The organism is Actinoallomurus sp. NPDC050550 (assembly GCF_040655075.1).
In the GTDB taxonomy this organism is placed as follows: domain Bacteria; phylum Actinomycetota; class Actinomycetes; order Streptosporangiales; family Streptosporangiaceae; genus Actinoallomurus.
This window is the reverse complement of the sequence record NZ_JBFAJC010000006.1, coordinates 275,072-299,002: the sequence shown is the minus strand read 5'-3', so window position 1 is coordinate 299,002 and position 23,931 is coordinate 275,072. Positions and strand designations below refer to the sequence as shown.

29 protein-coding genes, 1 tRNA gene and 1 pseudogene are annotated in these 23,931 nt (G+C 69.5%); 11 read left to right on the top strand and 20 right to left on the bottom strand.

The genetic code is table 11. The annotated features are described in order from the left end of the window. Positions 1-1,381 precede the first annotated feature (1,381 nt). On the top strand, positions 1,382-2,530 hold the full coding sequence (locus AB0I04_RS11815; protein WP_360882351.1) for a serine hydrolase domain-containing protein: 1,149 nt from the start codon (positions 1,382-1,384) through the stop codon (positions 2,528-2,530). A 25-nt stretch (positions 2,531-2,555) separates the two neighbouring features. Here the strand turns inward: AB0I04_RS11815 and AB0I04_RS11810 are convergent, their stop codons facing one another. The 3 genes from AB0I04_RS11810 to AB0I04_RS11800 are packed head-to-tail and all read right to left on the bottom strand — an operon-like array spanning position 2,556 to position 5,196. Then, positions 2,556-3,215 (bottom strand): response regulator transcription factor, encoded by a 660-nt coding sequence (locus tag AB0I04_RS11810; protein WP_360882349.1) that lies wholly within the window; start codon positions 3,213-3,215, stop codon positions 2,556-2,558. After that, the gene (locus AB0I04_RS11805) at positions 3,212-4,366 is read right to left on the bottom strand and encodes a histidine kinase (RefSeq protein ID WP_360882347.1); all 1,155 of its coding nucleotides are present in this window, start codon (positions 4,364-4,366) and stop codon (positions 3,212-3,214) included. Before AB0I04_RS11805 ends, AB0I04_RS11810 begins: the two co-directional genes overlap by 4 nt. Beyond that, positions 4,363-5,196, bottom strand: coding sequence for a CPBP family intramembrane glutamic endopeptidase (locus AB0I04_RS11800; protein WP_360882345.1), 834 nt, complete (start codon positions 5,194-5,196; stop codon positions 4,363-4,365). Before AB0I04_RS11800 ends, AB0I04_RS11805 begins: the two co-directional genes overlap by 4 nt. 227 nt (positions 5,197-5,423) lie before the next feature. On the opposite strand from AB0I04_RS11800, the gene AB0I04_RS11795 reads away from it, so the two are divergent. Continuing rightward, positions 5,424-5,834 carry a VOC family protein gene (locus AB0I04_RS11795; protein WP_360882343.1) on the top strand — a complete coding sequence of 137 codons (411 nt, stop codon included), beginning with the start codon at positions 5,424-5,426 and terminating at the stop codon, positions 5,832-5,834. 114 nt (positions 5,835-5,948) lie between these two features. Here the strand turns inward: AB0I04_RS11795 and AB0I04_RS11790 are convergent, their stop codons facing one another. From AB0I04_RS11790 to AB0I04_RS11775, 4 genes are all read right to left on the bottom strand, one after another. Continuing rightward, positions 5,949-6,380, bottom strand: a complete 432-nt coding sequence (locus AB0I04_RS11790) for a hypothetical protein (protein ID WP_360882341.1) — start codon at positions 6,378-6,380, stop codon at positions 5,949-5,951. Between the two features lie 166 nt (positions 6,381-6,546). Next, a complete protein-coding gene (locus AB0I04_RS11785; protein ID WP_360882339.1) occupies positions 6,547-7,269 on the bottom strand; it encodes a DUF6882 domain-containing protein in 723 nt (240 codons plus the stop codon). Continuing rightward, a complete protein-coding gene (locus AB0I04_RS11780; protein ID WP_360882421.1) occupies positions 7,262-7,840 on the bottom strand; it encodes an AAA family ATPase in 579 nt (192 codons plus the stop codon). The genes AB0I04_RS11785 and AB0I04_RS11780 overlap by 8 nt, the downstream gene beginning before the upstream one ends. Positions 7,841-7,901: 61 nt before the next feature. Further along, on the bottom strand, positions 7,902-8,258 hold the full coding sequence (locus AB0I04_RS11775; RefSeq protein WP_360882337.1) for a zf-TFIIB domain-containing protein: 357 nt from the start codon (positions 8,256-8,258) through the stop codon (positions 7,902-7,904). Positions 8,259-8,629: 371 nt separating this feature from the next. On the opposite strand from AB0I04_RS11775, the gene AB0I04_RS11770 reads away from it, so the two are divergent. Both AB0I04_RS11770 and AB0I04_RS11765 read left to right on the top strand, forming a co-directional pair. Next, the gene (locus AB0I04_RS11770) at positions 8,630-9,031 is read left to right on the top strand and encodes a cupin domain-containing protein (RefSeq protein ID WP_360882335.1); all 402 of its coding nucleotides are present in this window, start codon (positions 8,630-8,632) and stop codon (positions 9,029-9,031) included. Between the two features lie 57 nt (positions 9,032-9,088). After that, positions 9,089-10,103, top strand: a pseudogene (locus AB0I04_RS11765) (zinc-dependent alcohol dehydrogenase family protein). A gap of 145 nt (positions 10,104-10,248) precedes the next feature. Here the strand turns inward: AB0I04_RS11765 and AB0I04_RS11760 are convergent. Further along, a complete protein-coding gene (locus AB0I04_RS11760; protein WP_360882333.1) occupies positions 10,249-10,950 on the bottom strand; it encodes a haloacid dehalogenase-like hydrolase in 702 nt (233 codons plus the stop codon). 9 nt (positions 10,951-10,959) lie between these two features. Beyond that, positions 10,960-11,754 carry a helix-turn-helix domain-containing protein gene (locus tag AB0I04_RS11755; RefSeq protein ID WP_360882331.1) on the bottom strand — a complete coding sequence of 265 codons (795 nt, stop codon included), beginning with the start codon at positions 11,752-11,754 and terminating at the stop codon, positions 10,960-10,962. 218 nt (positions 11,755-11,972) lie between these two features. On the opposite strand from AB0I04_RS11755, the gene AB0I04_RS11750 reads away from it, so the two are divergent. Beyond that, positions 11,973-12,899, top strand: a complete 927-nt coding sequence (locus AB0I04_RS11750; protein WP_360882329.1) for an NAD(P)-dependent alcohol dehydrogenase — start codon at positions 11,973-11,975, stop codon at positions 12,897-12,899. Between the two features lie 182 nt (positions 12,900-13,081). Then, complete coding sequence (locus tag AB0I04_RS11745) at positions 13,082-13,504, top strand: peptidase inhibitor family I36 protein (protein ID WP_360882327.1); 423 nt, start codon at positions 13,082-13,084, stop codon at positions 13,502-13,504. 83 nt (positions 13,505-13,587) lie between these two features. Here the strand turns inward: AB0I04_RS11745 and AB0I04_RS11740 are convergent, their stop codons facing one another. Further along, on the bottom strand, positions 13,588-14,028 hold the full coding sequence (locus AB0I04_RS11740; protein ID WP_360882325.1) for a MarR family winged helix-turn-helix transcriptional regulator: 441 nt from the start codon (positions 14,026-14,028) through the stop codon (positions 13,588-13,590). A 108-nt stretch (positions 14,029-14,136) separates the two neighbouring features. Between AB0I04_RS11740 and AB0I04_RS11735 the strand changes: the two genes are divergently transcribed. Then, complete coding sequence (locus tag AB0I04_RS11735) at positions 14,137-14,487, top strand: DoxX family protein (protein ID WP_360882323.1); 351 nt, start codon at positions 14,137-14,139, stop codon at positions 14,485-14,487. Here AB0I04_RS11735 and AB0I04_RS11730 read toward each other — a convergent pair. Then, a complete protein-coding gene (locus AB0I04_RS11730) occupies positions 14,462-15,697 on the bottom strand; it encodes an MFS transporter (protein ID WP_360882321.1) in 1,236 nt (411 codons plus the stop codon). The genes AB0I04_RS11735 and AB0I04_RS11730 overlap by 26 nt on opposite strands. Positions 15,698-15,775: 78 nt before the next feature. Here AB0I04_RS11730 and AB0I04_RS11725 point away from each other — a divergent pair, with 78 nt between their 5' ends. From AB0I04_RS11725 to AB0I04_RS11715, 3 genes are all read left to right on the top strand, one after another. Then, complete coding sequence (locus AB0I04_RS11725) at positions 15,776-16,375, top strand: ABATE domain-containing protein (protein WP_360882319.1); 600 nt, start codon at positions 15,776-15,778, stop codon at positions 16,373-16,375. Positions 16,376-16,440: 65 nt separating this feature from the next. Then, positions 16,441-16,635: a hypothetical protein gene (locus AB0I04_RS11720; protein WP_360882317.1), complete on the top strand. Its 195-nt coding sequence runs from the start codon at positions 16,441-16,443 to the stop codon at positions 16,633-16,635. Between the two features lie 27 nt (positions 16,636-16,662). Then, positions 16,663-16,968 carry a type II toxin-antitoxin system VapB family antitoxin gene (locus AB0I04_RS11715; protein WP_360882315.1) on the top strand — a complete coding sequence of 102 codons (306 nt, stop codon included), beginning with the start codon at positions 16,663-16,665 and terminating at the stop codon, positions 16,966-16,968. Here the strand turns inward: AB0I04_RS11715 and AB0I04_RS11710 are convergent, their stop codons facing one another. The 6 genes from AB0I04_RS11710 to AB0I04_RS11685 all read right to left on the bottom strand — a co-directional run bounded on the left by AB0I04_RS11710 (position 16,969) and on the right by AB0I04_RS11685 (position 21,281). Then, positions 16,969-18,105, bottom strand: a complete 1,137-nt coding sequence (locus tag AB0I04_RS11710; RefSeq protein WP_360882313.1) for an alpha/beta hydrolase-fold protein — start codon at positions 18,103-18,105, stop codon at positions 16,969-16,971. It lies immediately after the preceding gene. Positions 18,106-18,233: 128 nt separating this feature from the next. Continuing rightward, positions 18,234-19,151, bottom strand: a complete 918-nt coding sequence (locus AB0I04_RS11705; RefSeq protein WP_360882311.1) for a hypothetical protein — start codon at positions 19,149-19,151, stop codon at positions 18,234-18,236. After that, a complete protein-coding gene (locus AB0I04_RS11700; RefSeq protein ID WP_360882309.1) occupies positions 19,148-19,543 on the bottom strand; it encodes a carboxymuconolactone decarboxylase family protein in 396 nt (131 codons plus the stop codon). The genes AB0I04_RS11705 and AB0I04_RS11700 overlap by 4 nt, the downstream gene beginning before the upstream one ends. Continuing rightward, a complete protein-coding gene (locus AB0I04_RS11695; protein WP_360882419.1) occupies positions 19,540-20,118 on the bottom strand; it encodes a DUF4865 family protein in 579 nt (192 codons plus the stop codon). The genes AB0I04_RS11700 and AB0I04_RS11695 overlap by 4 nt, the downstream gene beginning before the upstream one ends. A gap of 36 nt (positions 20,119-20,154) precedes the next feature. Beyond that, positions 20,155-20,724, bottom strand: coding sequence for a TetR/AcrR family transcriptional regulator (locus AB0I04_RS11690; RefSeq protein WP_360882307.1), 570 nt, complete (start codon positions 20,722-20,724; stop codon positions 20,155-20,157). Between the two features lie 68 nt (positions 20,725-20,792). Beyond that, positions 20,793-21,281 (bottom strand): hypothetical protein, encoded by a 489-nt coding sequence (locus tag AB0I04_RS11685; RefSeq protein ID WP_360882305.1) that lies wholly within the window; start codon positions 21,279-21,281, stop codon positions 20,793-20,795. 194 nt (positions 21,282-21,475) lie between these two features. Between AB0I04_RS11685 and AB0I04_RS11680 the strand changes: the two genes are divergently transcribed. Beyond that, entirely contained in the window at positions 21,476-22,468 is a 993-nt protein-coding gene (locus AB0I04_RS11680; protein ID WP_360882417.1) for an aldo/keto reductase, read from the top strand. A 399-nt stretch (positions 22,469-22,867) separates the two neighbouring features. Here AB0I04_RS11680 and AB0I04_RS11675 read toward each other — a convergent pair. The 3 genes from AB0I04_RS11675 to AB0I04_RS11665 form a co-directional block, all read right to left on the bottom strand. Next, a tRNA-Ser gene (locus tag AB0I04_RS11675) sits at positions 22,868-22,957 on the bottom strand. A gap of 11 nt (positions 22,958-22,968) precedes the next feature. Further along, complete coding sequence (gene tadA, locus AB0I04_RS11670; protein ID WP_360882303.1) at positions 22,969-23,451, bottom strand: tRNA adenosine(34) deaminase TadA; 483 nt, start codon at positions 23,449-23,451, stop codon at positions 22,969-22,971. Between the two features lie 11 nt (positions 23,452-23,462). Further along, positions 23,463-23,912 (bottom strand): tRNA adenosine deaminase-associated protein, encoded by a 450-nt coding sequence (locus AB0I04_RS11665; RefSeq protein WP_360882301.1) that lies wholly within the window; start codon positions 23,910-23,912, stop codon positions 23,463-23,465. Between the last annotated feature and the right edge of the window lie 19 nt (positions 23,913-23,931).

Here is a 23,931-nt window from a genome sequence, read left to right as displayed (position 1 = left end):
GGGAAGTGCTGCGGCTGAAAGCCCCTCGGCTCTGTGCGTCGTTCACTAGGTTGGAAGCGCACACCGGGACAGAAGTTCACTAAAGTGGCGATTTTTTCGGGCCGGTGTGTTCCGTGGGCTTCTCGGCGCCCCACAACAGCCCGCCGATCTGGTGAGCGACGTCCAGCCGGATTGAGTCGATCACGTCTGATACCTCTTGGTCATGACTGCGCTCGACCGACCAATGACGGCCATGAAAGTGGGGGTCGAGAACGCCCACAGACCTTCGGCGGATCACCCACGAGTTCCCCGGCAGATCGCCCACCAAGGCTCCGGCAGATCGCCCACACGACGGAATTACCGCGACCGCGACAAAGTCGAGGTCGATATGACGCTTGAGCACCCTTGCGAGTTCGGATCTCGCATCCTCCGCCAGCTGATCAGGCAAGACGTCGGGCCGGTACCCCTGGGGTACCGGCCCGACATGCTTCCTGGTCTCAGTTGTCGCCGAGGGATGGCGTTACTGAGCCGACCTATAGACGCGCGGGCGGCCGCCGGTGATGAACGGCCGGACGACACGACCCAACCGGCCTCACGAAAGGTCGAGGCCAGGGAGCCCTTTCACCAGGGGTACAGTCCCCAGCCGCCGTCGTACGGCTGGCAGGAGAATCCGTGCAGCTTGCCCTGTTGGGCGAGGACGTTTCCGGCGTACTGACACTCCCCGTACGACGAGTACCACCTGGGAGACCAGCCCCCGTCGGCCGCAGATACGGATGCGGATGCGGATGCGGCGCCGGACAAGGAGAGTGCCGCAGCCGCCGCGGCGATGCCCAGTCTGCCAAGAGCAGCACGTCGCATGGGTTTACCTCATCTCGAAAGTCGACGGTCCTACCGAAGGTCTGATTCGACGAGAATGACAGGGTCATCACTCTGCGATCGCCCCGCAATGACGCCGAGTGGACCTCAATGCAATTTTGCACGTAAACGCCTATCCTGTCTCGGCCTAACGAGCTATTGTGATATACCACACAAAGCGGCATATTCGAGGTTTGCGCCAGAGAGCCTTCCGCCCCGTTGACCTGCGAAAATAAATCGCCTCCGACATGTCGCGCGGCCAGCCCAAAAGTCGCGACAGAAAAAGTCGCATCCGCGATTGAACGATTTCGCCGCCACATCCGTATACGACATCAACCCTCATCAGTCGGCCGGTCTCAATCGCCCCGCCGCCGAGCATCGCAGCCCGGCGTCTTTGAGCAGGTCTTTTCATCCGTGATAGTCGGTGTTCGGGTCCAGAGTGGACGCCCCACCGGTCACAGCGCGGTCACAGGTTCACGGACCGGGGTGTGACCGCCCGTTGTCTAGAACGGTTCACGACGTGAAGCCAGAGCAAAGGATCTTCGTTGTGAATCGTGCGACAACGGCCGGGATCGCTGGTGTGGCCTGCGCGATGCTGACGCTGAGCATCGCCGCGCCCGCCAGTGCCGCCACCTCCAGGCGGGCCGGCCTCAGCCGGCCTCCGGTCGGGAGTGTGCAGAAGGCGATGGACGCCCTCGCCAAGACCACCGGCGTGGTGGGCGCCATCGGCGAGGCGTACGTCGACGGTAAGCGCGTCGGCAAAGGGTCGGCCGGCTCTCGCCTGCTCGGCGGTAAGGGCGGCAGGATCCCCGCCGGCTCCCGCTACCGCATCGGGTCGCAGACGAAGCAGATCACCGCCACAGTGCTGCTGAAACTGGTCCAAGAGGGCAGGCTCACCCTGGACGACAAGCTCAGCAAGGTCCTGCCGGAGGTGGCTGCGCAGGATCTGGTGGAGCGGGCCGATGACATCACCGTGCGGGAGTTGATCCGGCACACCTCCGGCATCCCGGATTTCTTCGACAGCGGACGGTTCGACGACTTCGACTTCACGACCTACTACCGCCCGATCGACCTCGTGAAGGCCTCCCGGAGTCTGCCCCGGACCGGGGAGCCGGGGGAGAAGTTCTCCTACTCCAACACCAACTATGTGCTCATCGGCATGATCATCGAGCGGCTCACCGGCCATGCCCTGTCGGATGAGCTCACCCGGCGGATATTCGCGCCTCTCGGAATGAAAAGCACGTATCTGACCTTCAGGCCTCCGCAGGGCGTCAAGGGGCCGCACGGGCATGGCTACTTCCCCGATGCCGAAGGCAGGCCACGCGACATGGACCGGCAGAATGCGAGCTTCGGCGGCGCGGCCGGAGGGATCGTCTCCACCGCGCATGACATCAGCGTCTTCCGGCGCGCATTCAGCCAGGGCCGACTGCTGCCGCCAGCGCTTCAACAGGAGATCGTGCCGCCGGCGCCCAAGCCACAGGCGAGTGGGGCGACGCCGCCCCCTCGTATATGCGGAGGTAAGCCCGCACTGGAGATGCAGGCGGGAAGTGGGCCGGGATTCGCCGCCGTCACCTTCGCCACACCCGACGGCCGCCTGCAGTTCGCCGTGTCGGCCACGCTGAGCGTTTCCAACATGACCTTCAACCCGGCCGCTCTCAACAAGGCCGCCGAAGCGGTGCTCTGCCCCACGAACTAGCCTCGGTCGGCCGCACCTGGCGGACTCAGATCACCAGGCCGTTGCGGTAGGCGTAGACCACCGCCTGCACGCGGTCGCGCAGGTCGAGCTTGGTGAGGATGCGGGACACGTACGTCTTGACGGTCTCCTGGCTGATCACCAACGTCGCGGCGATCTCGCGGTTGGACAGGCCATCGGCGATGAGGCGCAGGACCTCCAGTTCGCGCGGGGTCAGCGCATCGTCGTCCGGCGTGCTCTCGGCGGGGCGGATCCGCGCCGCGTACCTGCCGACGAGCTGCCGCGTCACCTCGGGTGCCAGTAGCGCGGCGCCGCTCGCGATGGTGCGGATGCCGTGCAGCCGTTGCGCGGGTGGGGCGTCTTTGAGCAGGAATCCGCTCGCTCCCGCGCGGAGCGCCTCGTAGACGTACTCGTCCAGGTTGAACGTCGTCACCACGAGCACTTTGGTGGGATGTTCCACCCCGGCGCCGGCGAGCAGGCGGGTCGCCTCGATGCCGTCGAGGACCGGCATCCGTACGTCCATCACGACCAGGTCCGGGTTCAGCCGGCCGGCGAGGTCGACCGCGGCGCGGCCGTCTCCGCACTCGCCCACCACCTCGAGATCGGGTTGCGCGTCGATGATCGTGGTGAACCCGGTGCGGATCAGCGCCTGGTCGTCGCAGATCAGGACCCGGATCGGCGCGCTCACGACGGGTTCCGCGCGGGGATGCGCGCCCGTACGAGGAAGCCGCCGTCCGGCTGCCGGTCCGCGCTGAACTCACCGCCCAGAGCCGCGACGCGTTCGCGGAGCCCGGCCAGGCCCCGGCCGCTCCCGCCGAGGGAGCCGGTCTGCGAGCCGGAACCGTCGGTGCCGACCTCCACGGTGATCTCTCTTTCGTCGTAGCGTACGCGGACCACGGTGCGGCTGCCGTGGGCGTACTTGAGGGCGTTCGTCAGGGCTTCCTGCACGACCCGGTAGGCCACGAACTCGGCGCTGCGGACCGAGTTCGCCGGCCTGCCCTCCTTAGTGAACTCCACCGGGTGCCCGGCCCGGCGGGTCTGTGCCACGAGGGTGTCGACTTCACCGACGGACGGTGTCCTGGTGTCGGTGTCGTGATCGGGTTTGAGCAGGTCGAGCAGCTGCCGCAGGTCGCTGATGGCCTTGCGGCCGGTGTCGGTGACGGCGTTCAGGGTCTCATCGAGGCGATCGGGTGCGGCGGTCAGGTAACGTGCCGCCTCGGCTTGGACGACCATGGCCGTCACGTGGTGGGTCACGACGTCGTGGAGTTCGCGGGCGATGCGGGTGCGTTCGGCGGTGCGGGTGGCCTCGGCGATACGCCGGCGGCGTTCGGCCTCGGCGGCCCGGGTCGAGCGCAGCCAGCACCCGGTCCCCCAGGCGAGGACCAGCGCCAGGTAGAACACCACGAATCCGGACAGCCGCTCGGCCCCGCCGAGCCGGTGAAGCGCGACCGCCAGCGGAACGTACGCCACCGAGAAGAGGACCGCGGTGACGCGCCGGTGACGTTCCAGATGGGCGGCCGTGCTCAGCAGCGCGATGGGCAGAGCGGTGCCCGCTACTTCGTGGTAACCGCGGAGCTGATCGAGGGCGAAGCCGACCACCACCAGGACGGCGCAAACGGCCGGCCACCGTCGGCGCACGGCGAGTGGGAGGCACTCCAGGACGACCGCCACGACGGCCAGCGCGTCGAAGGGGCGGGTCGGCAGGTCGCCGAGCTGCGTCCCGAAGCCGTGGAAAGCCGGCAGGAGCGATCCGACGGTCAGCACCAGCGCGAGCGGGAGATCTCGGACTGTGACGTCACACCGCCGCCACAGGTCCGGGACCCGCCGGAGATCGATCACTGGGCGAGGTTAGCGGCCACGGCGGCCCGGGCGCTGCGCCGACGGGGCACCAGGTTGCCGCGCCGGTGGGCCACCCACAGGAAGACGATCGTCAGCAGCACACCGAACACGACCGTGTACGGGCTCGCCTCCGGTCCGAACCGGCCGCCGGTGAGCAGGGCCGAGCCCGAGGTCACGCCGTGCAGCAGCCCCTCGGTCTTGCCATTACCGGACACTTCGGTGCCGAAGATCCCGGCCTCGGCGAAGTTCCAGCCGAAGTGCAGGCCGATCGGCACCCACAGGGTGCGGGTGGCGGCGTACGCGGCGGCGAGCGTGCCGCCGGCCTCGATCGCGATGGCGATCGCGCCCCATACGGTGGCGTCCGGGTTGAGCAGGTGCCACCCCCCGAAGAGCACGCTGGTCAGCGCCAGCGCCATCCACGTGCCGCCGCGTTCCTCGACGATCCGGAACAGGACGCCGCGGAACATCAGCTCTTCGGTCACGGCGGCGGCGGCCATGAAGCCGAACAGCCCTGCCGCGCCCGCCACCGACCCGAAGCCGTCGACCCGGTAGCCGCGCAGGAAGGCGATGTTCACGATGACGGCCGCGAACCACCCGACGCCGATCAGCACCCCCAGGCCGATGCGGGCGGTGGCACCCTTGGCCGCCACCTCCACCGGCGCGCGGCGCTCGGACCACCGCACCATCCAGGCGTACACGAACACCGCGAGCACGGCCGTCGCGACACCGAGGACCAGGCTCAACAGCGCATTCCCCTGCACCGCCGCCACGCCCTGGCCGCCGACGAAAGCGACCACCATGACGGGCACGAGCTGCTTCAACAAGCGCATGACGACTCCCTTGCACGATTCCGTTACGCGATTTCGCGGCCGGAGCGCCGCGGCGACGTCGAGAACGCTATGGATTCGACGGCTTGGAATCGTCACCGCGCGGTGGACACTCGCGGGTAGCTCGCACGGGGGACAAAGGGATCCCGTCAGGGGTCGCTGAAACAGGTCGACAGACCGGTCAGGAATCGAGAAGCGCCGGTCAGCGGGCCACGCCTAGCGTTGCGGCCATGGACATCACCATTCACTGGACCTTCCTCCCGCACGACGACCCGGACGCCTCCCTGGCCTTCTACCGCGACACCCTTGGCTTCGAGGTCCGCCAGGACGTCGGGAGCGGCAAGATGCGCTGGATCACGGTCGGCCCTGCCGGCCAGCCCGGAACGTCGATCGTCCTGCACCCGCCGGCCGCCGACCCCGGCATCACCGAGGACGAGCGCCGCACCATCGCCGAGATGATGGCCAAGGGCACCTACGCCCGCCTCGTACTGGCCACCGCCGACCTCGACGGCACCTTCGAGAAGGTACGGGCCGGCGGCGCCGAGGTCGCCCAGGAGCCGACCGAGCAGCCGTACGGGACTCGCGACTGCGCCTTCCGCGATCCCGCGGGCAACATGATCCGCATCAACGAAGTCCGCTGAGCCTCCCGGCGAGGCTGGAGACACGCAAGCCCGGCATCTCCCGATGCCGGGCTTGTCGATCTCGACCAGGGCGCCTCTGCGCGCGTCCCGATCGCCGATGTCAGATCCGAGTCGTCAGCACTTGATCATGTACAGCCCGGACTGACGCTTGTCGCCGATCTGCTCGTGGTTCTTGTTCTCGAACCACGCCACCGACTTCACCCCGTGCCAGATGCCCTTCTTGCCACACTTGATGTCCTTCGACCCGATGCCGCCCGAGACAGGGTGGGGGACCGAACCGCAGTTCCTGGTGGACTTGTAACTGCTCACCTGCACGCAGACCCTGGTGATCGAGGTCTTGCCCTTACTGAGCTCGTAGTAGGCGCTGGCGTGCAGCCATACGACCTTCTTCTTGACGAGGCGAGACGGCCTCTGCGCCGTAAGCTTCACCGACTGCACGCTGACGGAGCCCTTTGCCTCGGTGGCGGCGTCGGCGGCCGGAGCGGCCAGTGTCATCGCCGCGAAACCCGCGGCGACGGCCACAGGCACCAGCTTGGCTCGTTTCATAGGTCACTCCTCCTTGGCGGGGGGGAAGCTGCGTACAAGAAGTTGATCTTGCCCGACCCGCGGCGGTCCGAGACAGAGTCCGGAGGCCCATCTATCCGGGCTGCGAGTTGAAGCTCAGGACCTATGAAGAATGTCGGATCGCCCTACACGAGCACGTCCGGTGCCGCTACGCGCCGGGGGCCGACAGTGAGGCGTTGATGTTCGCGACGCGGCCGTACTGGTCGAAGTCGATGGCCGCTTCGAGGCCGGGCCCGGTGAGGGTGAGCTTGGCGTAGTCCGGGCTGAAGGCCGCGCCGAGCTGCCGCCGTACCGCGTAGGCGTGCAGCGCGCGCCGGTGGTCGGTGATCCAGAGGCCGGAGAGCGCCTGCTGGATGAGGCGCATGACGCGGGCGGGCTCGGGCGGTGGCAGTTGGAAGTCCGGGTGCTCGATGAGGAACGCGGCGCGCGTACCGCCGCCGACGGGGCCGTTGTAGGAGGTCCAGTTGGCGCTCACGGCCTTGGCGGCGTCGGTGAGGAGGCCGACGACCACGGCCGGTTCGGTGGGTGAGCCGGGCAGCGCGTCGAAGGGGACCTCGGGGGACGAGAGCTCCGCGATGCCGTGCTGTTGCCCGAAATCGCGCAGCGTCGCGGACAGCGCCGTCACCGGCTCCGGGAATCCGGACGGGTTCGCCCAGGCCCACATCCACGACTGTGGGCCGGGCGCGGCGCTGCCGAGCAGGTGGAGGCCGGTGCAGGTGAGGGGCCGGCTCCCGGTGAATTCGAACAGCGGAGCCTGTAGGTCGGCGTGCCAGCTGCTCTCGCCGATGACCTCCCCCAGGTGCAGTTGGTGTTCGAGGGAGAAAATCGCCGCGTCGTCGAGGACATTGGCCAGAGAGAGGGCTTCAGGCATGTGCGGCAGCGTACTTCTCGTCCTCGAGCACCCAGGCGCAGACCTGATCGGCCGTGGCCGGGGCGGTGGCGCTCGTCGTGTCCAGGAGCCGCACCGGCGGTGCCATCGAGGCGGCCTCGGCACGGACCCAGTCGTTGTACTCCAGCATCTCGGCGATCCGCGGCTCAGACCATTCCCGCCACGCCGGACGCGTCCGGAGCCGGGCGGCGAGGACGTCCGGGTCGCAGGTCAGCGCGAGGTATCTGATCTCCGTGAACAGCGCCCGCTCGGGCAGCGGCTCGAACTCGGGCGGCACGACGGTGCCGCACAGCAGCACCGGCCGGCCGTTCTGCTGAATCATCGCGGCCATCGCCAGCCACGCCGAGCGGAAGCGTACGGGGTCGCGGAGGCCCGCCTGCCAGAGCACGTCCTGCTCCAGAACGACGAACCGCCCGCCCAACCGCTCGACGAGAAGCCGGGCCACCGTCGACTTGCCGCAGCCGCTGGGGCCGGTGAGGGACCACAGGGGGAGCCGGACGAACGGCTGCCGGTGGCCGCACGCGGCGCAGACGACGGCCGGCGGCTCGGCGATGACCTGAGGTGAGTCCGCGCGGGCCTCGCAGCGTGCGCAGATGAGCGGATTCACCGGGCGGTCAGTCGAAGAGATCCTCGAGGAAGCCCCGTCTGCGACCTTTGCGGCCGTACGGCGGGGGTGAGTCCTTGTAGTGCCCGTGGTGGGGGGCCTGGCCCGGGTGATACGGGGGCGGCGAATCACGGTGCCTCTGGTACGGGGGCGGAGAGTCGCGATGCCCCTGGTACGGAGGCGGAGAGTCGGAGTAACCGCCGGGGTAGGGCGGCGGCGGCGCGGCATAGTGCCGTTGCTCTGCCATCACGATCTGCTCGAGCTCGCCACGATCGAGGAAGATGCCGCCGCAGCCGGCGCACTGCTCGATGTGGATCCCTTGTCGGTTGAACGTCTGCATCGGGCTGTGGCACTTGGGGCAGGTCACAGCACAAGAGTAAACGATTGGCAAAGTCCCCTGGTAACAGATCGGGCGATCCGGCCGCAGCGGGTCACTGCGCGCCGGGAGGCCAGGAGCTCCCGAACGTCGTTCCTTCGGTTCAGCGCCCCAGGCTACGTACGCCCCGGGAGCTTTGGGGTGCCCTGTCATTACATGTAACGGCAGAGCCTTCTTTGCCCTGAACACCGGCTGTTACATGGGTAGTGCGAGCGAAGCCACGCCTTGCCGCCGGTCGCCGACCAGGAGCGACCCGGCCGCCGCGGCCGGCGGGACGCCTGAGCCGCACCTCACATATCCGCTTCCGCCGTGAGCGCCGAAGCGGCAACACCTCACCTCAGCGCGAAATCAAGGAGAACACGATGGAACTGCTTAAGCAGCCGCCGACCGCCAAGGGGCCGGCCGAGTGGTTCACCGGTGACGTCTGGTTCAACGCGATCTACCGGGGCGACGAGCCCTCTCGGGCTCGGGCGAACCTGGTCAGGTTCACGCCCGGGGCCCGTACCGCCTGGCACTCGCACGGCCTGGGCCAGACGCTCTTCATCGTCGAGGGCGTCGCGCTGATCCAGTCCCGTGGCGGGGAGCTCATCGAGGCCCACCCGGGCGACGTCGTCCACACCCCGGCGGGTGAAGAGCACTGGCACGGGGCCGCCCCGGACCGGTTCATGAGCCACCTCGCGCTGTGGGAAGGCGACGACGTCTCCTGGCTCGAGCACGTCACCGACGCCGAGTACGAGGGCCCCCGCGTCAGCACACGCCGCTGACCCACCGATCGCACCGACCGGGCGGGCACGGCCCGCCCCAAGAGCAAGGACACCATCATGCGCGGAGCCGTCATTCACGCTCCCGGGGACGTGCGCTTCGAGCAGCGCGACGACCCGAAGATCATCAATCCCACCGACGCGATCATCCGTACCGTGGCGACCTGCGTATGCGGGTCGGACCTGTGGGCGTACCGGGGCATCGATCCGGTCACCGAGCCACAGCCGATGGGCCACGAGTACGTCGGCGTGGTCGAGGAGGTCGGCGGCGAGGTGACCTCGGTCAAGCCGGGCCAGTTCGTCATCGGCTCGTTCCACCTCGGACAACACCTGTCCCAACTGCCGCAACGGCTACCAGTCCTCCTGCGTGAACCGTGAGTTCATGAGCACCTGCCAGGCCGAGTACGTCCGCATCCCGCAGGCTCAGGGCACCCTGGTGGCCACCCCCGACCGGCCCGCCGACGAGCTCGTGCCCAGCCTGCTCACGCTCTCGGACGTCATGGGCACCGGCTGGTACGCCGCCGTGGCGGCCGAGGTCAAGCCGGGCTCCACCGTCGCCGTCGTCGGTGACGGCGCCGTCGGCCTGTGCGGGGTGATCGCGGCCAAGGAGCTCGGCGCCGAGCGCATCATCGCGATGAGCCGCCACGAGTCCCGTCAGAAGCTCGCCCGCGAGTTCGGCGCGACCGACATCGTCACCGAGCGCGGCGACGAGGGCGTGGCCCGCATCAAGGACCTGACCGACGGTGTCGGCGCCGACTCGGTGCTCGAATGCGTCGGCACCAGCGAGGCGATGCGGCAGGCCCTGCGCTCGACCCGACCCGGCGGGAACGTCGGCTTCGTCGGCGTTCCGCACGGCGTGGCCGTCGACGGCGAGGAGCTGTTCTTCTCCCACGTCGGGCTGCGCGGCGGGCCCGCGCCCGTGCGCGGCTACCTCCCCGATCTCATCGACCGGGTCTGGGACGGCCGGATCGACCCCGGCAAGGTCTTCGACCTGACCCTGCCGCTCGAGGAGGTCGCCGAGGCGTACCGCGCCATGGACGAACGCCGCGCCATCAAGGCACTCCTGCGCCCCTAGGGAGCTGAGGTGGCGGCCGCTACAGCGCGACCTACGTCGACCCGATGGTCGCCCCCGACGCACGCGCGACGACCCTCCGGCTCGTGCCGCGTTGAGCGGAGGTTCCGAGGGCCTGTGACGGGCGATTGAGCCCTCGTGCACCAGATCAGGGGGCGCTGATGCCGAGGACCGACCGTACGACGTCGTCGGTGTCGGAGAGGTCGGCTAGGACGAGTTCCGCGCCGGCCGCCCTGAGCGCCGCCTCATCGCTCGCGCCGGTCGCCACGGCGACGACCCGGGCACCGCCCCGGTGACCGGCCAGGACGTCGTGCGGCGTGTCACCGATCAGAACGGTGTGCGCGGGATCGAACGAGCCGCCGTACTTCTCGGCCGCGCGTGCGCGGGCCAGCCCGACGAGCGGCGGGCGTTCCACGCCGTCGAACCCGAAGGCGCCGATGTCCAGGTCGACGAAGCGGTGCAGGCCGAAGGCGGTCAGTTTGGCGGACGCGATCGAATCCATGTTGCCGGTGAGGACGGACTGCACGACCTCGGGCCGGGCCGCCAGCGCCGACAACGCCTCTTCGACGCCCGGAAGGATCCGGCCGCGCCTCCGGAGGTCATCGGCGCGGTTCGCGAAAGATGCCGCCAGCGCGTCGCCGAAGGCGGTCATCACGTCCTCGGTGGGCGTGAGGGAATGCAACCCCAGCGTTTCAGAGATGATCGCGCGGTCGGTCCGCCCGGCCATGTGCGCGAGGCGTTCGAGAGGGCGGCCGGTGATCTCCTGGAACACCGCCGCGTAGATCTCCGCGCTGAGTCCGGCGATGCTGACCAGCGTGTGGTCGATGTCCCAGAGGACCAGTGTCCGCACGCCGGAATGCTACTGGTGGCGGTCGGCCCGGCGCCGCAGGAGCTCGGCGGTGGCCTGGTCGGCGGGCAGGAAGGCCTCCAGGTGGAGTTCGGCGAGCGTGATGTCGGTCGCGGTGGCGAATGACGTCAGCGTGGTGATCAGGCGGAGTTCGCCGTCCGCCGACGCCAGCCGCATCGGCACGGAGAAGCCCAGGTGCTCCGGGCCGACCGGGACTTCGGGTACGTATCCGGCAAGTTCCTCGACGAAGTCGTCGAGGCGGGGGTCTGGGCTGCGGCGTGCCCGGGCGCGGAGGTTCTCGATGACGTGCCGGCCCCACTCGCCCAGATTGCTCACCCTTCGGCCCATGCCGTCCGGGTGAAGCATGAGCCGCAGCATGTTGACCGGGGGCTCGAGCAGTGCGGGAGACGCGCCCTCGGTGAACACCTCGACGGCGTCGTTGACCGCCACCGCCCGGCCGTACGGGGCGATGACGAGCGCCGGATAGGGCAGATGGCCGTAGAGGATCTGCTCCAGCGCGGTCCGGATCGGGCGCAGGGCCTCCTCGTCCAGGCCCGACTCGCTGAACACCGGTGCGTAACCGGCCGTGGTCAGCAGGTCGTTGCGCTCCCGCAGCGACAGGCCGAGGGACTCGGCCAGCCGGATCACGATCGCGCGGCCGGGCTGGGAGCGGCCGCTCTCGATGAAGCTCAGATGCCGCTGGGTCGTGCCGGTGAGGATGGCGAGCTCGAGCTGGCTCAGCCGTCGAGCCCGGCGCCAGCGCCGCAGCTCCGCGCCGATGCCGATCCGCTCCGTCGTAATGGTCACAAACGCAGTTCTACCGGGCGTTCGGGGAGGCCGACGATTCCCTCGAAGGAATTGCCGGACGTCAGGTGCCCTCCGGAGGATCACGTCCGGCGGCCCGCCGTGGGCCGGCCAAGACGCTGAGAGGCCGTTCGATGAAGAGCTATCACCTTGACCCGGGCCGGGGACTCGCCGGTCTGTCAGTCCAGGAGCACACTGAGCCCGAGCCCGGACGGGGGCAGGTGGCGGTCAGAGTACGCGCGAACGCCATCGGCTTCCGTGACCTGATGGTGCTCGCCGACAACTATCCCCTGCCGATCAGACCGGGCGTGGTGCCCGGGTGCGAGGGGGCCGGAGAGGTCGTGTCGGTCGGGGAGGACGTCGGCCGGGTCAAGCCGGGCGACCGGGTGGCGGCCACCGTCTTCCCGTACTGGCTCGACGGCCCGTTCCGGCGGGACAACGCCGCGCAGCTCGGCACGATGATCGACGGCATGCTCACCGAGTACGCGGTGCTGAGCGAGGACGGCGTCGTACCCATCCCGGAGCACCTGTCGTACGAGGAGGCCGCGGCATTCCCGCTGGCGGCGGTGACCGCGTGGAACGCCCTGACCAGCGGCGGCGCGCCCCGTCCCGGCGAGACCGTGCTGACGCTGGGGTCCGGGGCGGTGTCGCTGTTCGTCCTGCGGTTCGCCAGGCTGGCGGGCGCCCGGGTGATCGTGACGACGTCCAGCGCCGCCAAGGCCGCGCGGCTGCGGGAGCTGGGCGCCGACGAGGTGATCGATTACCGGGAGAACCCCGAGTGGTCGGGGCGGGTACGCGACCTGACCGGTGGCGTGGGCGCCGATCGCGTCGTCGACGCGACGGGCCCGCTGGAGCAGTCGTTGAAGTCCGCCGCGCCGAGCGGGCAGGTGGCCTTCGTCGGCTACTGGCTGTCCGGCGCGGACGGGGCGAAACCGATCGATCCGGGGCTTCTCTTCGGCGCGGGCGCCGCGCTCCACCGCGTCGCCACGGGCAGCCGGGCGCACTTCCTCGAACTGAACCGCGCCGTCGCGGCGCATCGGCTGCGCCCCGTGATCGACCGGGTCTTCCCGTTCGAGAAGGTCCACGACGCCTTCGCCTACTGCGAGTCCGGCGGCGGCTTCGGAAAGATCATCATCAGCCACGCCTGACGGGCGATTAGGTCGTGGGACCTGGTCGGTGGCGTGAGAATCGGGTCTCACGGATCTAGTTGACACCCTCTTTTCGCTGCCAAGATCACCACTCGTTGCATCTACGGACGGTCGAGTGAGGCGTTCCGACCCCGGATCGTCCGATCGGCCGTGATCACCGCTTCGTGACGAGAGGATGTCGCATGTCTCGAATCGCACGTGCCGGCGCTCTGCTGGGGACCGGCGTCGCGCTCACCGCGGCGCTCAGCGGTGTCGCCCACGCCGCCCCAGCGCCCAAGACGCAGGCGGACTGCTATGTCATTGTCTACTCGGGGAAGAACTTCACCGGTCATCGGGCCTGCATCTCGGGGTCGGGAAACTTCGCCGGCGTCGCCTGGCCCGGTACCCGGTCGTCCATGGACAACAGCGTCAGGTCGATCAAGATGGACAAGGCCTGCACGGTGACCCTCTACCAGAACCCCTACTTCAGAGGTAAGCACACCACCTGGAAGAAGCTCAAGCCGCGTCCGGGCAGTGGCTGGCAGAAGGACGGCAACCTTTCCAACAACGCGGTGGGCGACAAGAAGGCGAGCTCGATCAAGCGAACCTGCTCCTTCGACACCTGATGCGATGAGCGGCGGCGCCCCCGGACCCCACGGTCCGGGGGCGCCCGCATGTTCAGGGGCCGGCCGGACGATGACGCGACACGTCAGGTCTCTTCGGCGCAGCTTCCGTCGTCGGCGCCGGGCCGGACGCGTTCGAGGATGTGCTGCAGCGCGGCGAGCTCGTCGGGGGCCAGGTCGGCGAACAGCTCCGCCTCGACGACCGCGACGGCGCGGTCGACCTCTTCGAGCAGCTCCTTGCCGCGGTCGCGGATCTCGACGATGTGCCGGCGGCGGTCGGCCGGGTCGCGGCGGCGCTCGGCCAGGCCCGCGCTCTCCAGGTCGTTGAGGATGGCCACCAGCACGCTCGGGTCGACCCGGAGCTCTTCCACGAGGGCCTGCTGCCCCATGGCGCCGTTGCCGATGAGGAGCATCAGGACGTGGGAGTGGGCGGGCTTGAGACCGTGCGCCGCCAGGGCCTTCTTGATCCGACCGTTGGCGATCTGCCCCGCGTAGGCGAGGGCGAGGCCGGGACGGTCTGAGATCACTCCTCGATGATACAAGCCGCAGATAGTCGGCGGATCTAGATCATTGAAAGTCTTCAACGATCTGCTACCCTCCATGCTCCACATGTTCCAATCATCGGGAGCCCCGCAATGTTCGTCGCCTATGCCATCGTCGGCCTGCTGCTGACGGTCGCGCTGCTGTTCTCCGCGTTCGGCAAGCTGACCCGCCAAAAGATGATCGTCGAGGGCATGACCGCCGTCGGTGTGCCGCTCGGCATGTTCCCGTTCCTGGCCGCCTGTGAGATCGCCGGCGCGGCGGGCCTGGTCATCGGGCTGTGGTACGGCCCGCTGGGGGTCGCCGCCGCGATCGGCGTCGTCCTCTACTTCATCGGCGCCGTGGGCGCCCACCTGCGCAAGAGCGACTTCAAGGGCCTGCCCAACGCGCTGGTGATGCTGATCATCGCCGCGGTCGTCCTCACCCTGCGGACGCTGTCTCTTTGACGCGACCTTCGGTGCACCACGCGAGGAGGGCCAAGACGGGCAGGGCGGCGCCGAAGCCGGCCAGCGCGGTCCAGCCGCCCTCGTGGTACGCGACCGAGCCGAGCTGTGACCCGACCGCGCCGCCCAGGAACAGGGTCGCGATGTAGGCGCTGTTCAGCCTCGCGCGGGCGGTGGGGTCCAACGCGTAGATGGTGTGCTGGCCGAGGACGAGCGTGGTCTGCACGGCCATATCGATGAGGATCGCCGCGACGGCGAGCAGGATCACGCTGTGCCGGCCCACCCCGGCGACGACGAAGGAGAGGGCGGCGACGACGAAGGCGACGGCCGTCATCGGGCGGGTCAGTCCCCGGTCGGCCCAGCGTCCCGCCCAGGGGGCGATCAGCGCGCCACCCGCGCCGACCAGGGCGAACAGTCCGACGCCGAGCTGGGAGTAGTGGAACGGCGGGCCGGTGAGGACGAAGGAGATCGTCGTCCAGAAGGCGCTGAACATCGCGAACATCGCGGCCTGGTAGAGCGCCCGCCGCCGCAGCGGCGCGTGGACGCGCACGAGGTGGGCGGTGGTGCGCAGCAGCCGGCCGTACGAGAGACCCGTGCTGGGGGCGCGGGTCGGCAGGGCCGAGCGGAGCACGAGCGCCAGGACCGCCATGAGGACGGCCGACGTGAAGTAGATGACGCGCCAGCCGGCGAGGTCGGCCAGCAGGCTGCTCAACGTGCGGGAGAGCAGGATGCCGGTGAGCAGGCCGCTCACCACGCGTCCGACGATGCGGCCGCGGGAGTGGTCCGGGGCGAGGTCGGCGGCGAACGGGACGAGGATCTGCACGACGACGGAGGTCGCCCCGCTGACGAGCGAGGCGGCCAGGAGCACGGGGAACACCGGCGCGGTCGCGGAGACGAGCAGCGCCGCGCAGGTCAGCAGGAGCAGGGTCGAGACGAGCCGCCGGTTCTCGACGCGGTCGCCGAGGGGGACGAGGAACACCATGCCCGCCGCGTATCCGACCTGAGTCACGGTGATCAGGCCACCTGCGGCGAGGCCGCTGATGCCGAAGGAACGGCTGAGTTCGGCCAGGAGCGGTTGGGCGTAGTACAGGTTCGCGACGGTCAGGCCGCAGGAGACCGCGAGCAGCAGCACCAGCCAGCCCGGCGGCCCGGATTCGGGCGCGGATCGGGCGGATTGTGATGCCTCGGTGGGGGGAGAGGGTCGGGGGGACACGGCACCTCACTAGCAGAACCGATTTAACTGGTTCTCTAGACGGTACCAGTTAAACCGGTTCCGGCGTTAAGGTGGGGTATGGCCACGACGAGCGACACCGTGCGGTTCCGGGAGGGAGCAGGCCGGCTGTGCCTGGACTTCATCCGTACGCTGCGGTACCGAGGGACGCCCTCGGAGGCGGAGGAACTGCCCGACGGCGCCGCTCTGGCCGCCTGGATCCGGCAGTGCGGCTCGTACCGGCTCGACGAGACCGTCGCGCCGAGCCCTGACCAGGCCGCCGGTGCCCGTGAACTCCGGGAGGCGGTCCACGCCCTGGTCATCGCGGCCGTCCGTACCGGAGACCCGGCGTCCTGCGGCGACGCCGCCCGCGATCACCTCAACCAGGCCGCCGCCGCCCCCGTACCGGTGCCGAGCCTCGACGCGTCCGGGCAGGTCCAGTGGCGGGCGGACGACCCCGTCACGGCGACGCTCGCCCTGATCGCGCGGGACGCCCTGGACCTCGTCACCTCGGCCGCCATCGCCCGCGTCCGCGAATGCGCGGGCCCGCGGTGCGGGGCGCTCTTCCTCGACGGTTCACGACCGGGCACCCGGCGCTGGTGCTCGATGGGGACCTGCGGCAACCGCGCCAAGAAGACCACCCTGCGCGACAAGGCGAGAGCCGCCTCACCCGAGGTTTGATCTTCGTCCTGTGGGAGATCTCTTGGGCGTCTCGGGGGGACGCGGATCTACCTCAGGAGGCAACGATGTTCGTCTTGGTCGCGGCGGCCTGCTTCGCCATCGCCCTGCTCGCGGACTGGCTCGGCAAGGGCTCTGACTTCTTCAACTATCCGACCCTCGACACGCTCGGACTGCTGTTCATCGCGCTGCACCTCGCCGGGTTCGGCACCCGATACGACTGGCGGGCGCGTGGCCGGGCCTGGCGGACGAGGCGCCGATGAGGTCGTACCCGCATTAAACTGCATGGCGTGATCTTCAAGGCAGTAGGCGAGGGCCGCCCTTACCCGGAGCATAAGTTCAGCTCCCGGGACTGGGCGAACGTCCCCCCACGCCAGGTCCGCCTCGACCAGTTGATCACGACGAAGGCCGGGCTGGACCTGAACTCCCTGCTGGCCGAGGACTCCACCTTCTACGGTGACCTGTTCCCGCACGTCGTGCAGTGGCGCGGCCAGCTGTACCTGGAGGACGGCCTGCACCGGGCGCTCCGGGCGGCCCTCCACCAGCGCCTCGTGCTCCACGCCCGCGTGCTCGACCTGGACGAAGTCGCCCGCTAGTCAGCACTTGAGACCGGGCCCCGGCGGGCAGGGAGTGGCGTTCCACAGCCGTGGCGTCGCCCACTCGAACATCTTGGGGAACGCCTCCCGCCAGGCGCCGTAGTTGTGCTGGCCGCCCTTGATGATCAGGAACGGCACGTCCGGCTGGAACCGCTTCACCAGGTCGACGAACGCCTGCGCCTGCACCAGGTCGACCTGGACGCCGCTGCCGGTCATCACCCAGAACTTCGGCATCCGGCCGTTCAGGCGCGGCTGTGCCAACACCTTCAGCGGGGAGTTCGCGTCGCGCAGCGCCTTGTTGCGGGCGAACGGGTCGACCGGCTGCGGCAGCCGGTTGTGTCGCAACGGCTCGTAGTAGCCGCTCAGCGAGGCCGCGATCCCGTACCGGTCCGGGTGACGCAGCGCCAGGTTGGCCGCGCAGTAGCCGCCCTCGGAGAACCCGGCGATTTCCCAGGCGGGGCCGGGCGGCTCCACGCGCAGCCGCGAGGCGACGAGGTCCGGCACGTCATAGGCCACGTACGTCTCGTCCTGCTCGCCGCCGACGGTGTTCAGGCACTGCGTGGTCCGGTCCGGCCCGCCGCCGACGTCCGGGATGACGAGCACCGCCGGCTTGGCCTTGTGCGCGGCGATCAGCTTGCGGAACATCCCGGAGATCTTCAGCCTGCCCTCGTAGTCACCCGGGTTCCCGGGCGCGCCGTGGATGAGCTCGATGACGGGGAGCCGCTGCGCCGCGTACGGCCGCTGGAAGTACTGGGGCGGCAGGTAGATCATGCCCTGACGGGTGATGTTGCTCTTCACACCGGTCAGCACGGTCTCGAGGGCGAACCCGTTCTTACGCGCATTCCGTTTCTTCACCGCCTCGTTCAGCACCTGGTCGAGGCGGTCACCGAGGTCGGGCACGCGCGCGACGCTCGCCGGTGCCTGGTTGGTCAGGTCGCGCCAGGCGTCGTCCCAGCTCTGGTAGTAGCCGTAGAACTTGTTCACCAGCGCGACCCCGAACAGCATCGCCGGGGCGAAGGCGACCACCCCGGCGACCATCTTCAGGGCCAGCATCCGCGTCCTGACCAGCCAGTACAGCGCGCCCATGAAACCGATCACGAGCACGGTGAAGGTAAAGAAGCCCTGTGGACCGAACACGACCCTCCCTACCCCCGTGGCGCTCGGCCGGACGACTCCGGTCAGTAAGCATGACGTCCGTGGCGACGTGTTAGTTCGCGATGCGGGCGACCCGAGCGCCAAGTTTCCTTTACCTTCGGGACAGGTCGTCAGCACCTCCAGTCGACCGAGAACGCCCGCGCCGGGTTCGCCACGAAGATCTTTTCGGCGACGTCCGCGCCCAGATCACGGATGATCCTCGGCCGCATCACGCGCAGTAGGTACGGTATCCCGGGCCCGCCACCGGTCGACGCCCTGGCGGCCGCGGTCGTCGTGTCACCACCCAGCAGCAGCCGGTCCGCGTGCCCCTCCTCGACGAGCGCGGCGAGCAGGTCGAACAGCCGCCAGTCGGTCGCGTGGTTGGCCCTCGACGGACCGTCGAACGCCAGGAACGCACCGGCCTCGCCCGCCTCCGCGTGCACACGCGGGTCCGGGAAGCGGTTCAGGTGCCCGAGGATCACCCGCTCCGGAGGCACGCCGTGCCGACCGCAGAGCAGATCGAGGACGTGCAGCGACGCCGTCCCGAGCTCATGGTGCACGCCGATGGGCGCGCCGGTCGCCTGATGGGCCCGCGCCGCAGCGGCCAGCACGGACCGGGCGTGCTCGTCCAGCCCGTGGAAATCGCCCGCCACCTTGATCATCCCGGCCCGGGGGAGCCCGTCCCCGCGCATGCCCTCGGTCAGCTCCTCGACGAACAACTCGTCCAGCCGCCCGCGCACCTCCCGGAGGACCTCCGGCTCATAGTGCACCGCCTGGTGCAGCCCGGTCGCGGCGATCACGTGCACGTCCCCGGCCCGGGAGACCTCCGCGAGCGCGTCCGCGCGCCGGCCCATCCCGTACGGCGTCCACTGCACGACCGTACGGCCGCCCAGCGCGTGAAACGCCCGCACCTCATCGGTCGCCGCGGGGACGTCGTCGAGCTCCTGCCCCGGCAGCCGCGCGCTCCGGAAGAACAGATGGTCGTGGGCGTCGCAGATCCCGAGGTCCTCCGCCGGGACGTCGCCGAGAACGGTACGAGCGGCCCTCACTCCTCGTCCTCCAGCACGGCCGCGGCGACCCTCAGTCCGGCCAGGGCCTTCGGCACCCCGATGTAGGGCGCCAGGTGAACGAAGACCTCGACGATCTCGCTCGCGGTCAACCCCACTCGCAGGCTCGTACGAACATGGCCGGTCAGCTGCGGATCCACGCCGCCCAGCGCGGTGAGGGCCGCGAGGTTCACCAGCTGCCGATCGCGGAGTGACAGGCCGTCGCGCTGGTACGTGCCGCCGAAGAGCGCGGTCACGACCCAGTCGGGGAATCCGGGCGCGAGCTCCTCCAACCAGGGGAACGTGCCCTGCCGGGTCCGCTCGTCCTGGAGGACCTCGAGCAGGCGGTGCCCGGCCTCCCGATCCAGACGGGCCTCTCGCAGATCGTGGTTCACCACTGCCGCCCTCTCGCCAAGTCGTGCAGGTGCGGCGCGGAAACGTGCAGCACCTCGTAGCGGTCGCCGTCCGCCGCTGCGGGCCAGTCCGCCCAGAGGGTGAAGTGCACGAGCTCCCACCGCCCGGGGTCGACGGCCAGCGCCGCCGCGTGCACGCCCTCCGTACGGGCGCGGCGCCCCAGCTCCTCCAGCGCCGACTCGACCACGCCCGCCGGGTCCACTCCCACCGCGATCGGCTCCGTACGGCGGGTCGCCGCACGCGGCGTCGCACCGTACGCCGGCCCGCGCTCGAACCCGGCGCCCGTCCAGTGCCGCACCCCCGGCCGCCCGAAGTCGTCCACGATCCCGCGGAACCCGCCGCCGCCCCACAGGAAGCGATTCATTCCGTCCACGGAGTCCCACAGGTAGAAGGGCGCGTACTGGTTCACCGGCGATCCGCCGACCCCGCGCTCCCGCATCAGGAACGCCTTCAATCCCAGTCCCCCGAAGCCGTCCATGGCCCGCCCCCGCGTCGCCACCCGCTCCCGGATGATCTTCATGTCGTAGTCGGCGGGCAGCGTGATCTCGTACTGCATCGCGTACACGCGCGTGCTCCCTCTCGTCAGACGGCGTTACTCGGTAGTCGTCTGGGCGGCGAGCAGGCCCAACACACCCTTGATCGCATACTCGAACGGCTCGACCGACTGAGCGGCCCGGGCCAGCACGTAGCCGCCCTGCAGCGTGGCCACGATCGTCGCCGCCGCGGCCACCGGGTCGAGGCCGCTCCGCAGCTCTCCGCGTTCCTGCCCCTCCGCCAGAACCTCCGCCAGGCGTCGCCGCAACCAGTCGAACGTCTCCTCCAGAGGCCGCCGGAGCGCCGCGTCCGCGATGACGTCCGGATCCTGGGTCAGCCGCCCGACCGGGCATCCGCGCAGAACCTCCCGCTCGCGGAGCAGGTACGTCTCGATCCGCTCGTACGCCGTCCCCGGCCCGGAGAGCTCACGCTCGGCCTTGGCCCGCATCTCCTCGGCGCTGCGCCGCACCGCCGCCAACGCGAGATCCGGCTTGCCGGTGAAGTGGTGGTACATGCTGCCCTGACCGGCCCCGGCCCGCTGCTGAATCGCCTTCGGGCTCGTCCCCACGTACCCGCGTTCCCACAACAACTCCCGCGTGCTCTCGATCAGCCGCTCCCTGGTGTCCATAGAAAGAGCGTACATACCAGTAGGTACAGAAGCAATCGCAAGCCGGCCGGCCGCGGCGCGGGCACGCGCTACGGCGTGTAGACCTGCTGCAGGGAGGTGATCCGCCCGTCCGCGCCAACCCGGACCTCGAAGGCGACCTTGGGAAGAAAGCCGCGATTCTTGGCCAGCGCCCCGACGAAAGCGGCCGCGGTGACCCGGTGGGGATTGGGGTCCATTCCGTACAGCGGCACCATGAGCACGATCCGAACGTCGGGACTCAACTCGAGTGTCGCTCGCGGACCCGTGACGCTGACCTTGTTGTACTCGCTGTACTTGTCCACAACGTGCTTGATCGTGGCCGCCCGGTACGTCACCTCCGTACGCCCGGCCGCACTGCGCGCACTCACCATGACCGCACTGAGACGACGCGGCGTCGCGGAGGCCCGCACCGTGGGCGAGGTGGCCGTGGCAGACGGCCTCGCCGAGGAGTGATGGCCGGGCCGATCGTCCTTACAGCCGCCGCACAGGACGGCGGCAAGCGCGGCAAGCGCCGCGAACCGCAGACGGACGGTACCCACCGGTCCTCCTTGTCCGGCCATTCGGGTGCATATCTCCAACGATGGCCATGAATCACTACACCTCATCAAGGCGCCTGCTGCGGCGTCGGCGCGCCGGGGTGATCATCTGGCTGCCGGTTGACCTAGAGCCGACTCTAGGACGAATAATCCCGCCGAACGCCCGACATGGACGGGCGACAGGAGAGGGATTTGACGTGAAATACCGCACGATTGGCAGCGATCCGAAGAGTCGCCGTGAAGTCAGTGTGCTGAGCCTTGGCGCGATGCTGTTCGGCACCGTCACGGACGAGGCGACGTCGTACGCTATCCTCGACCGCTTCGTCGAGGCCGGCGGCACCTTCATCGACACCGCCAATAACTACGCCTACTGGGTCAACGGCACTCAGGGAGGTGAAAGCGAAGCGCTGCTCGGCCGCTGGCGACGCAGCCGCAACGTCACCGATGAGATCATCATCGCCACCAAGCTCGGAGGGCGGCCCAACGCTCCGGCGACCGGCCTCACCCACGATCTTGAGGGCCTGTCCGCCCAGGTGATCAAGGAATCCTCGGAGCGGAGCAGGGAACGGCTCGGGGTGGACAAGCTGGACCTGCTGTACGCACACGCGTATCTCGAGGGTTCCAAGGTGCCGTTGGAGGAGACCGTCGAGGCTTTCGCGGGTCTGGTCGAGGACGGCAGCGTGGGTCTCCTCGGGGCGAGCAACCACTGGGCGTGGCGACTCGAGCGGGCCAGGAACCTGGCGACCGCGGCAGGGCTCCCCGTCTATGAGGTGTTGCAATATCACCACTCCTACCTGCGACCGCGCACCGATCTGCCGACTCTGCGGTCCGAGGACGGCAACCTCGGCGTCGTCGACGGAAACCTGCTCAGCTACCTGCGAGCCGAGCCCGAGCTCACGCTGGTCGCCTACTCGCCCTTGCTGGGTGGCGGCTACGTCCGTGACGACAAGCCGCTCGATGCCGCGTTCGACCACCCGGGCACCCCTCGGCGCCATGCGGCGCTCCGGGAGGTGGCGAAGGAGACGGGAGCGACCGTCAACCAGGTGGTGCTCGCCTGGCTGATCGGCGGCGAGATCCCGATGATCCCGCTGATCGGTGCCTCCTCCGTCGAACAGCTCGCGGAGAGCCTGGCCGCAGTCGACCTGGACCTCACAGCGGAACAGCGGGCAAGACTCGACGCCGCGTACTAACACTCACCCGACGCAACCCCACATCAGAGCACCCCTGAAGAACCCGAAGGCGCCTCCGAGGCCCGCCGAGCGCAGCGGGGGCGCCCCCGGACGGAATCCGGGAAGCGGGAAGGCACCCCCGAAGAAGCACCGAACACGCGGAGGCGCGGCGCAACCGCACTGGGGTCCCGGGGGTCAGTCGCCCCCGGATGGAATCCCGCAGCGGCGAAGATGCCCGAAGGGCACCGAGGATCGCGGCGGAGGCGCGCACCGGGGGGTCTGGGGGGGTCGTCCCCCCGGACGGAATCCCGTAGAGGCGAAGGCGGCGGAGGCGCGGCGAAGCCGCGCACCGGGGGGTCTGGGGGGTCGTCCCCCCAGACGGAACCCGCAGAGGCGAAGGCGCCCGAAGGGCACCGAGCATGGCGGTGGAGGTGGGATTTGAACCCACGGATGAGTTGCCCCATCACACGCTTTCGAGGCGTGCGCCCTCGGCCACTAGGCGACTCCACCAAGAGGGGAGCCTACCGGAAGTCGGACGGTCCTCGGTCCCGTCGGCCGGCGAAGAATTCGGTGAGGAGAGCGGCGCATTCGTCGGCGAGGACGCCGGCGATGACTTCGGGGCGGTGGTTGAGCCTGCGGTCGCGTACGACGTCCCAGAGGGAGCCGACGGCCCCGGCCTTGGGGTCGAAGGCGCCGAAGACGATGCGGTCGAGCCGGGCGAGGACGGCGGCTCCGGCGCACATGGTGCAGGGTTCGAGGGTGACGACGAGGGTGCAGCCGGTCAGTCGCCATTCGCCGTGGTAGGCGGCGGCCTGGCGGATGGCGAGGATCTCGGCGTGCGCGGTCGGGTCGCCGCTGTGTTCGCGTTCGTTGTGGCCCGCGCCGATGACCTGGCCGGTGGGGGCGAGCACGATCGCGCCGACGGGCACGTCGGCGGCGGCCCGCCGTGCCTCCTCGAGGGCGAGCCGCATCGCCTCGTCCGCCGTCGGCCCTCCGGTGTCCATGACGGCCCCGGCTATCGGAGCCGGTCGTACTCCTCGGCGAACCCGGCTCCTTCGGCGACGACCGAGAGCGCGTCGCCGGGGAGGGTTCGCTCGCCGAGGGCGGTCAGGGCGTCCGGGGTGGTTCCGAGGTCGGCGAGGAGTTCGGTGTCGCCGACCGGGTCGTCGGTGGACGCGTCTTCGGTGTCGAGTTGCGCGCTGAGCATGTCGGCCAGCTCGCTGCCGACGGGGGCTCGACCGTCGGAGAGGAAGACGCGGGGGTCTTCGCCGTCGTCCAGGCGGACCACGGCGAACCATTCGTCCTCCTGCTCGACGAGGAGCACGACCGTGTCGGCCGCCGTCTCGACGGCGGCCTCTCGCATGATGTCTGCGATGTCGTCGAGACCGGTGACCTCGCTGAGGTCGGGCTCGGTCCCGATCCATCCGGCGTCGCCACGCGCGAACACCGCGGAGAAGTACGGCACGATTCTATTCTCTCCCGAA

Excerpts from the sequence above, each read along its gene's own strand:
- AB0I04_RS11800 (WP_360882345.1), bottom strand. The coding sequence starts at position 5,196 with ATGCGCTTGTTGAAGCAGCTCGTGCCCGTCATGGTGGTCGCTTTCGTC.
- AB0I04_RS11795 (WP_360882343.1), top strand. The coding sequence starts at position 5,424 with ATGGACATCACCATTCACTGGACCTTCCTCCCGCACGACGACCCGGAC.
- AB0I04_RS11790 (WP_360882341.1), bottom strand. The coding sequence starts at position 6,380 with ATGAAACGAGCCAAGCTGGTGCCTGTGGCCGTCGCCGCGGGTTTCGCG.
- AB0I04_RS11785 (WP_360882339.1), bottom strand. The coding sequence starts at position 7,269 with ATGCCTGAAGCCCTCTCTCTGGCCAATGTCCTCGACGACGCGGCGATT.
- AB0I04_RS11770 (WP_360882335.1), top strand. The coding sequence starts at position 8,630 with ATGGAACTGCTTAAGCAGCCGCCGACCGCCAAGGGGCCGGCCGAGTGG.
- AB0I04_RS11745 (WP_360882327.1), top strand. The coding sequence starts at position 13,082 with ATGTCTCGAATCGCACGTGCCGGCGCTCTGCTGGGGACCGGCGTCGCG.
- AB0I04_RS11735 (WP_360882323.1), top strand. The coding sequence starts at position 14,137 with ATGTTCGTCGCCTATGCCATCGTCGGCCTGCTGCTGACGGTCGCGCTG.
- AB0I04_RS11725 (WP_360882319.1), top strand. The coding sequence starts at position 15,776 with ATGGCCACGACGAGCGACACCGTGCGGTTCCGGGAGGGAGCAGGCCGG.
- AB0I04_RS11720 (WP_360882317.1), top strand. The coding sequence starts at position 16,441 with ATGTTCGTCTTGGTCGCGGCGGCCTGCTTCGCCATCGCCCTGCTCGCG.
- AB0I04_RS11695 (WP_360882419.1), bottom strand. The coding sequence starts at position 20,118 with ATGCAGTACGAGATCACGCTGCCCGCCGACTACGACATGAAGATCATC.
- AB0I04_RS11690 (WP_360882307.1), bottom strand. The coding sequence starts at position 20,724 with ATGGACACCAGGGAGCGGCTGATCGAGAGCACGCGGGAGTTGTTGTGG.
- tadA (WP_360882303.1), bottom strand. The coding sequence starts at position 23,451 with ATGGACACCGGAGGGCCGACGGCGGACGAGGCGATGCGGCTCGCCCTC.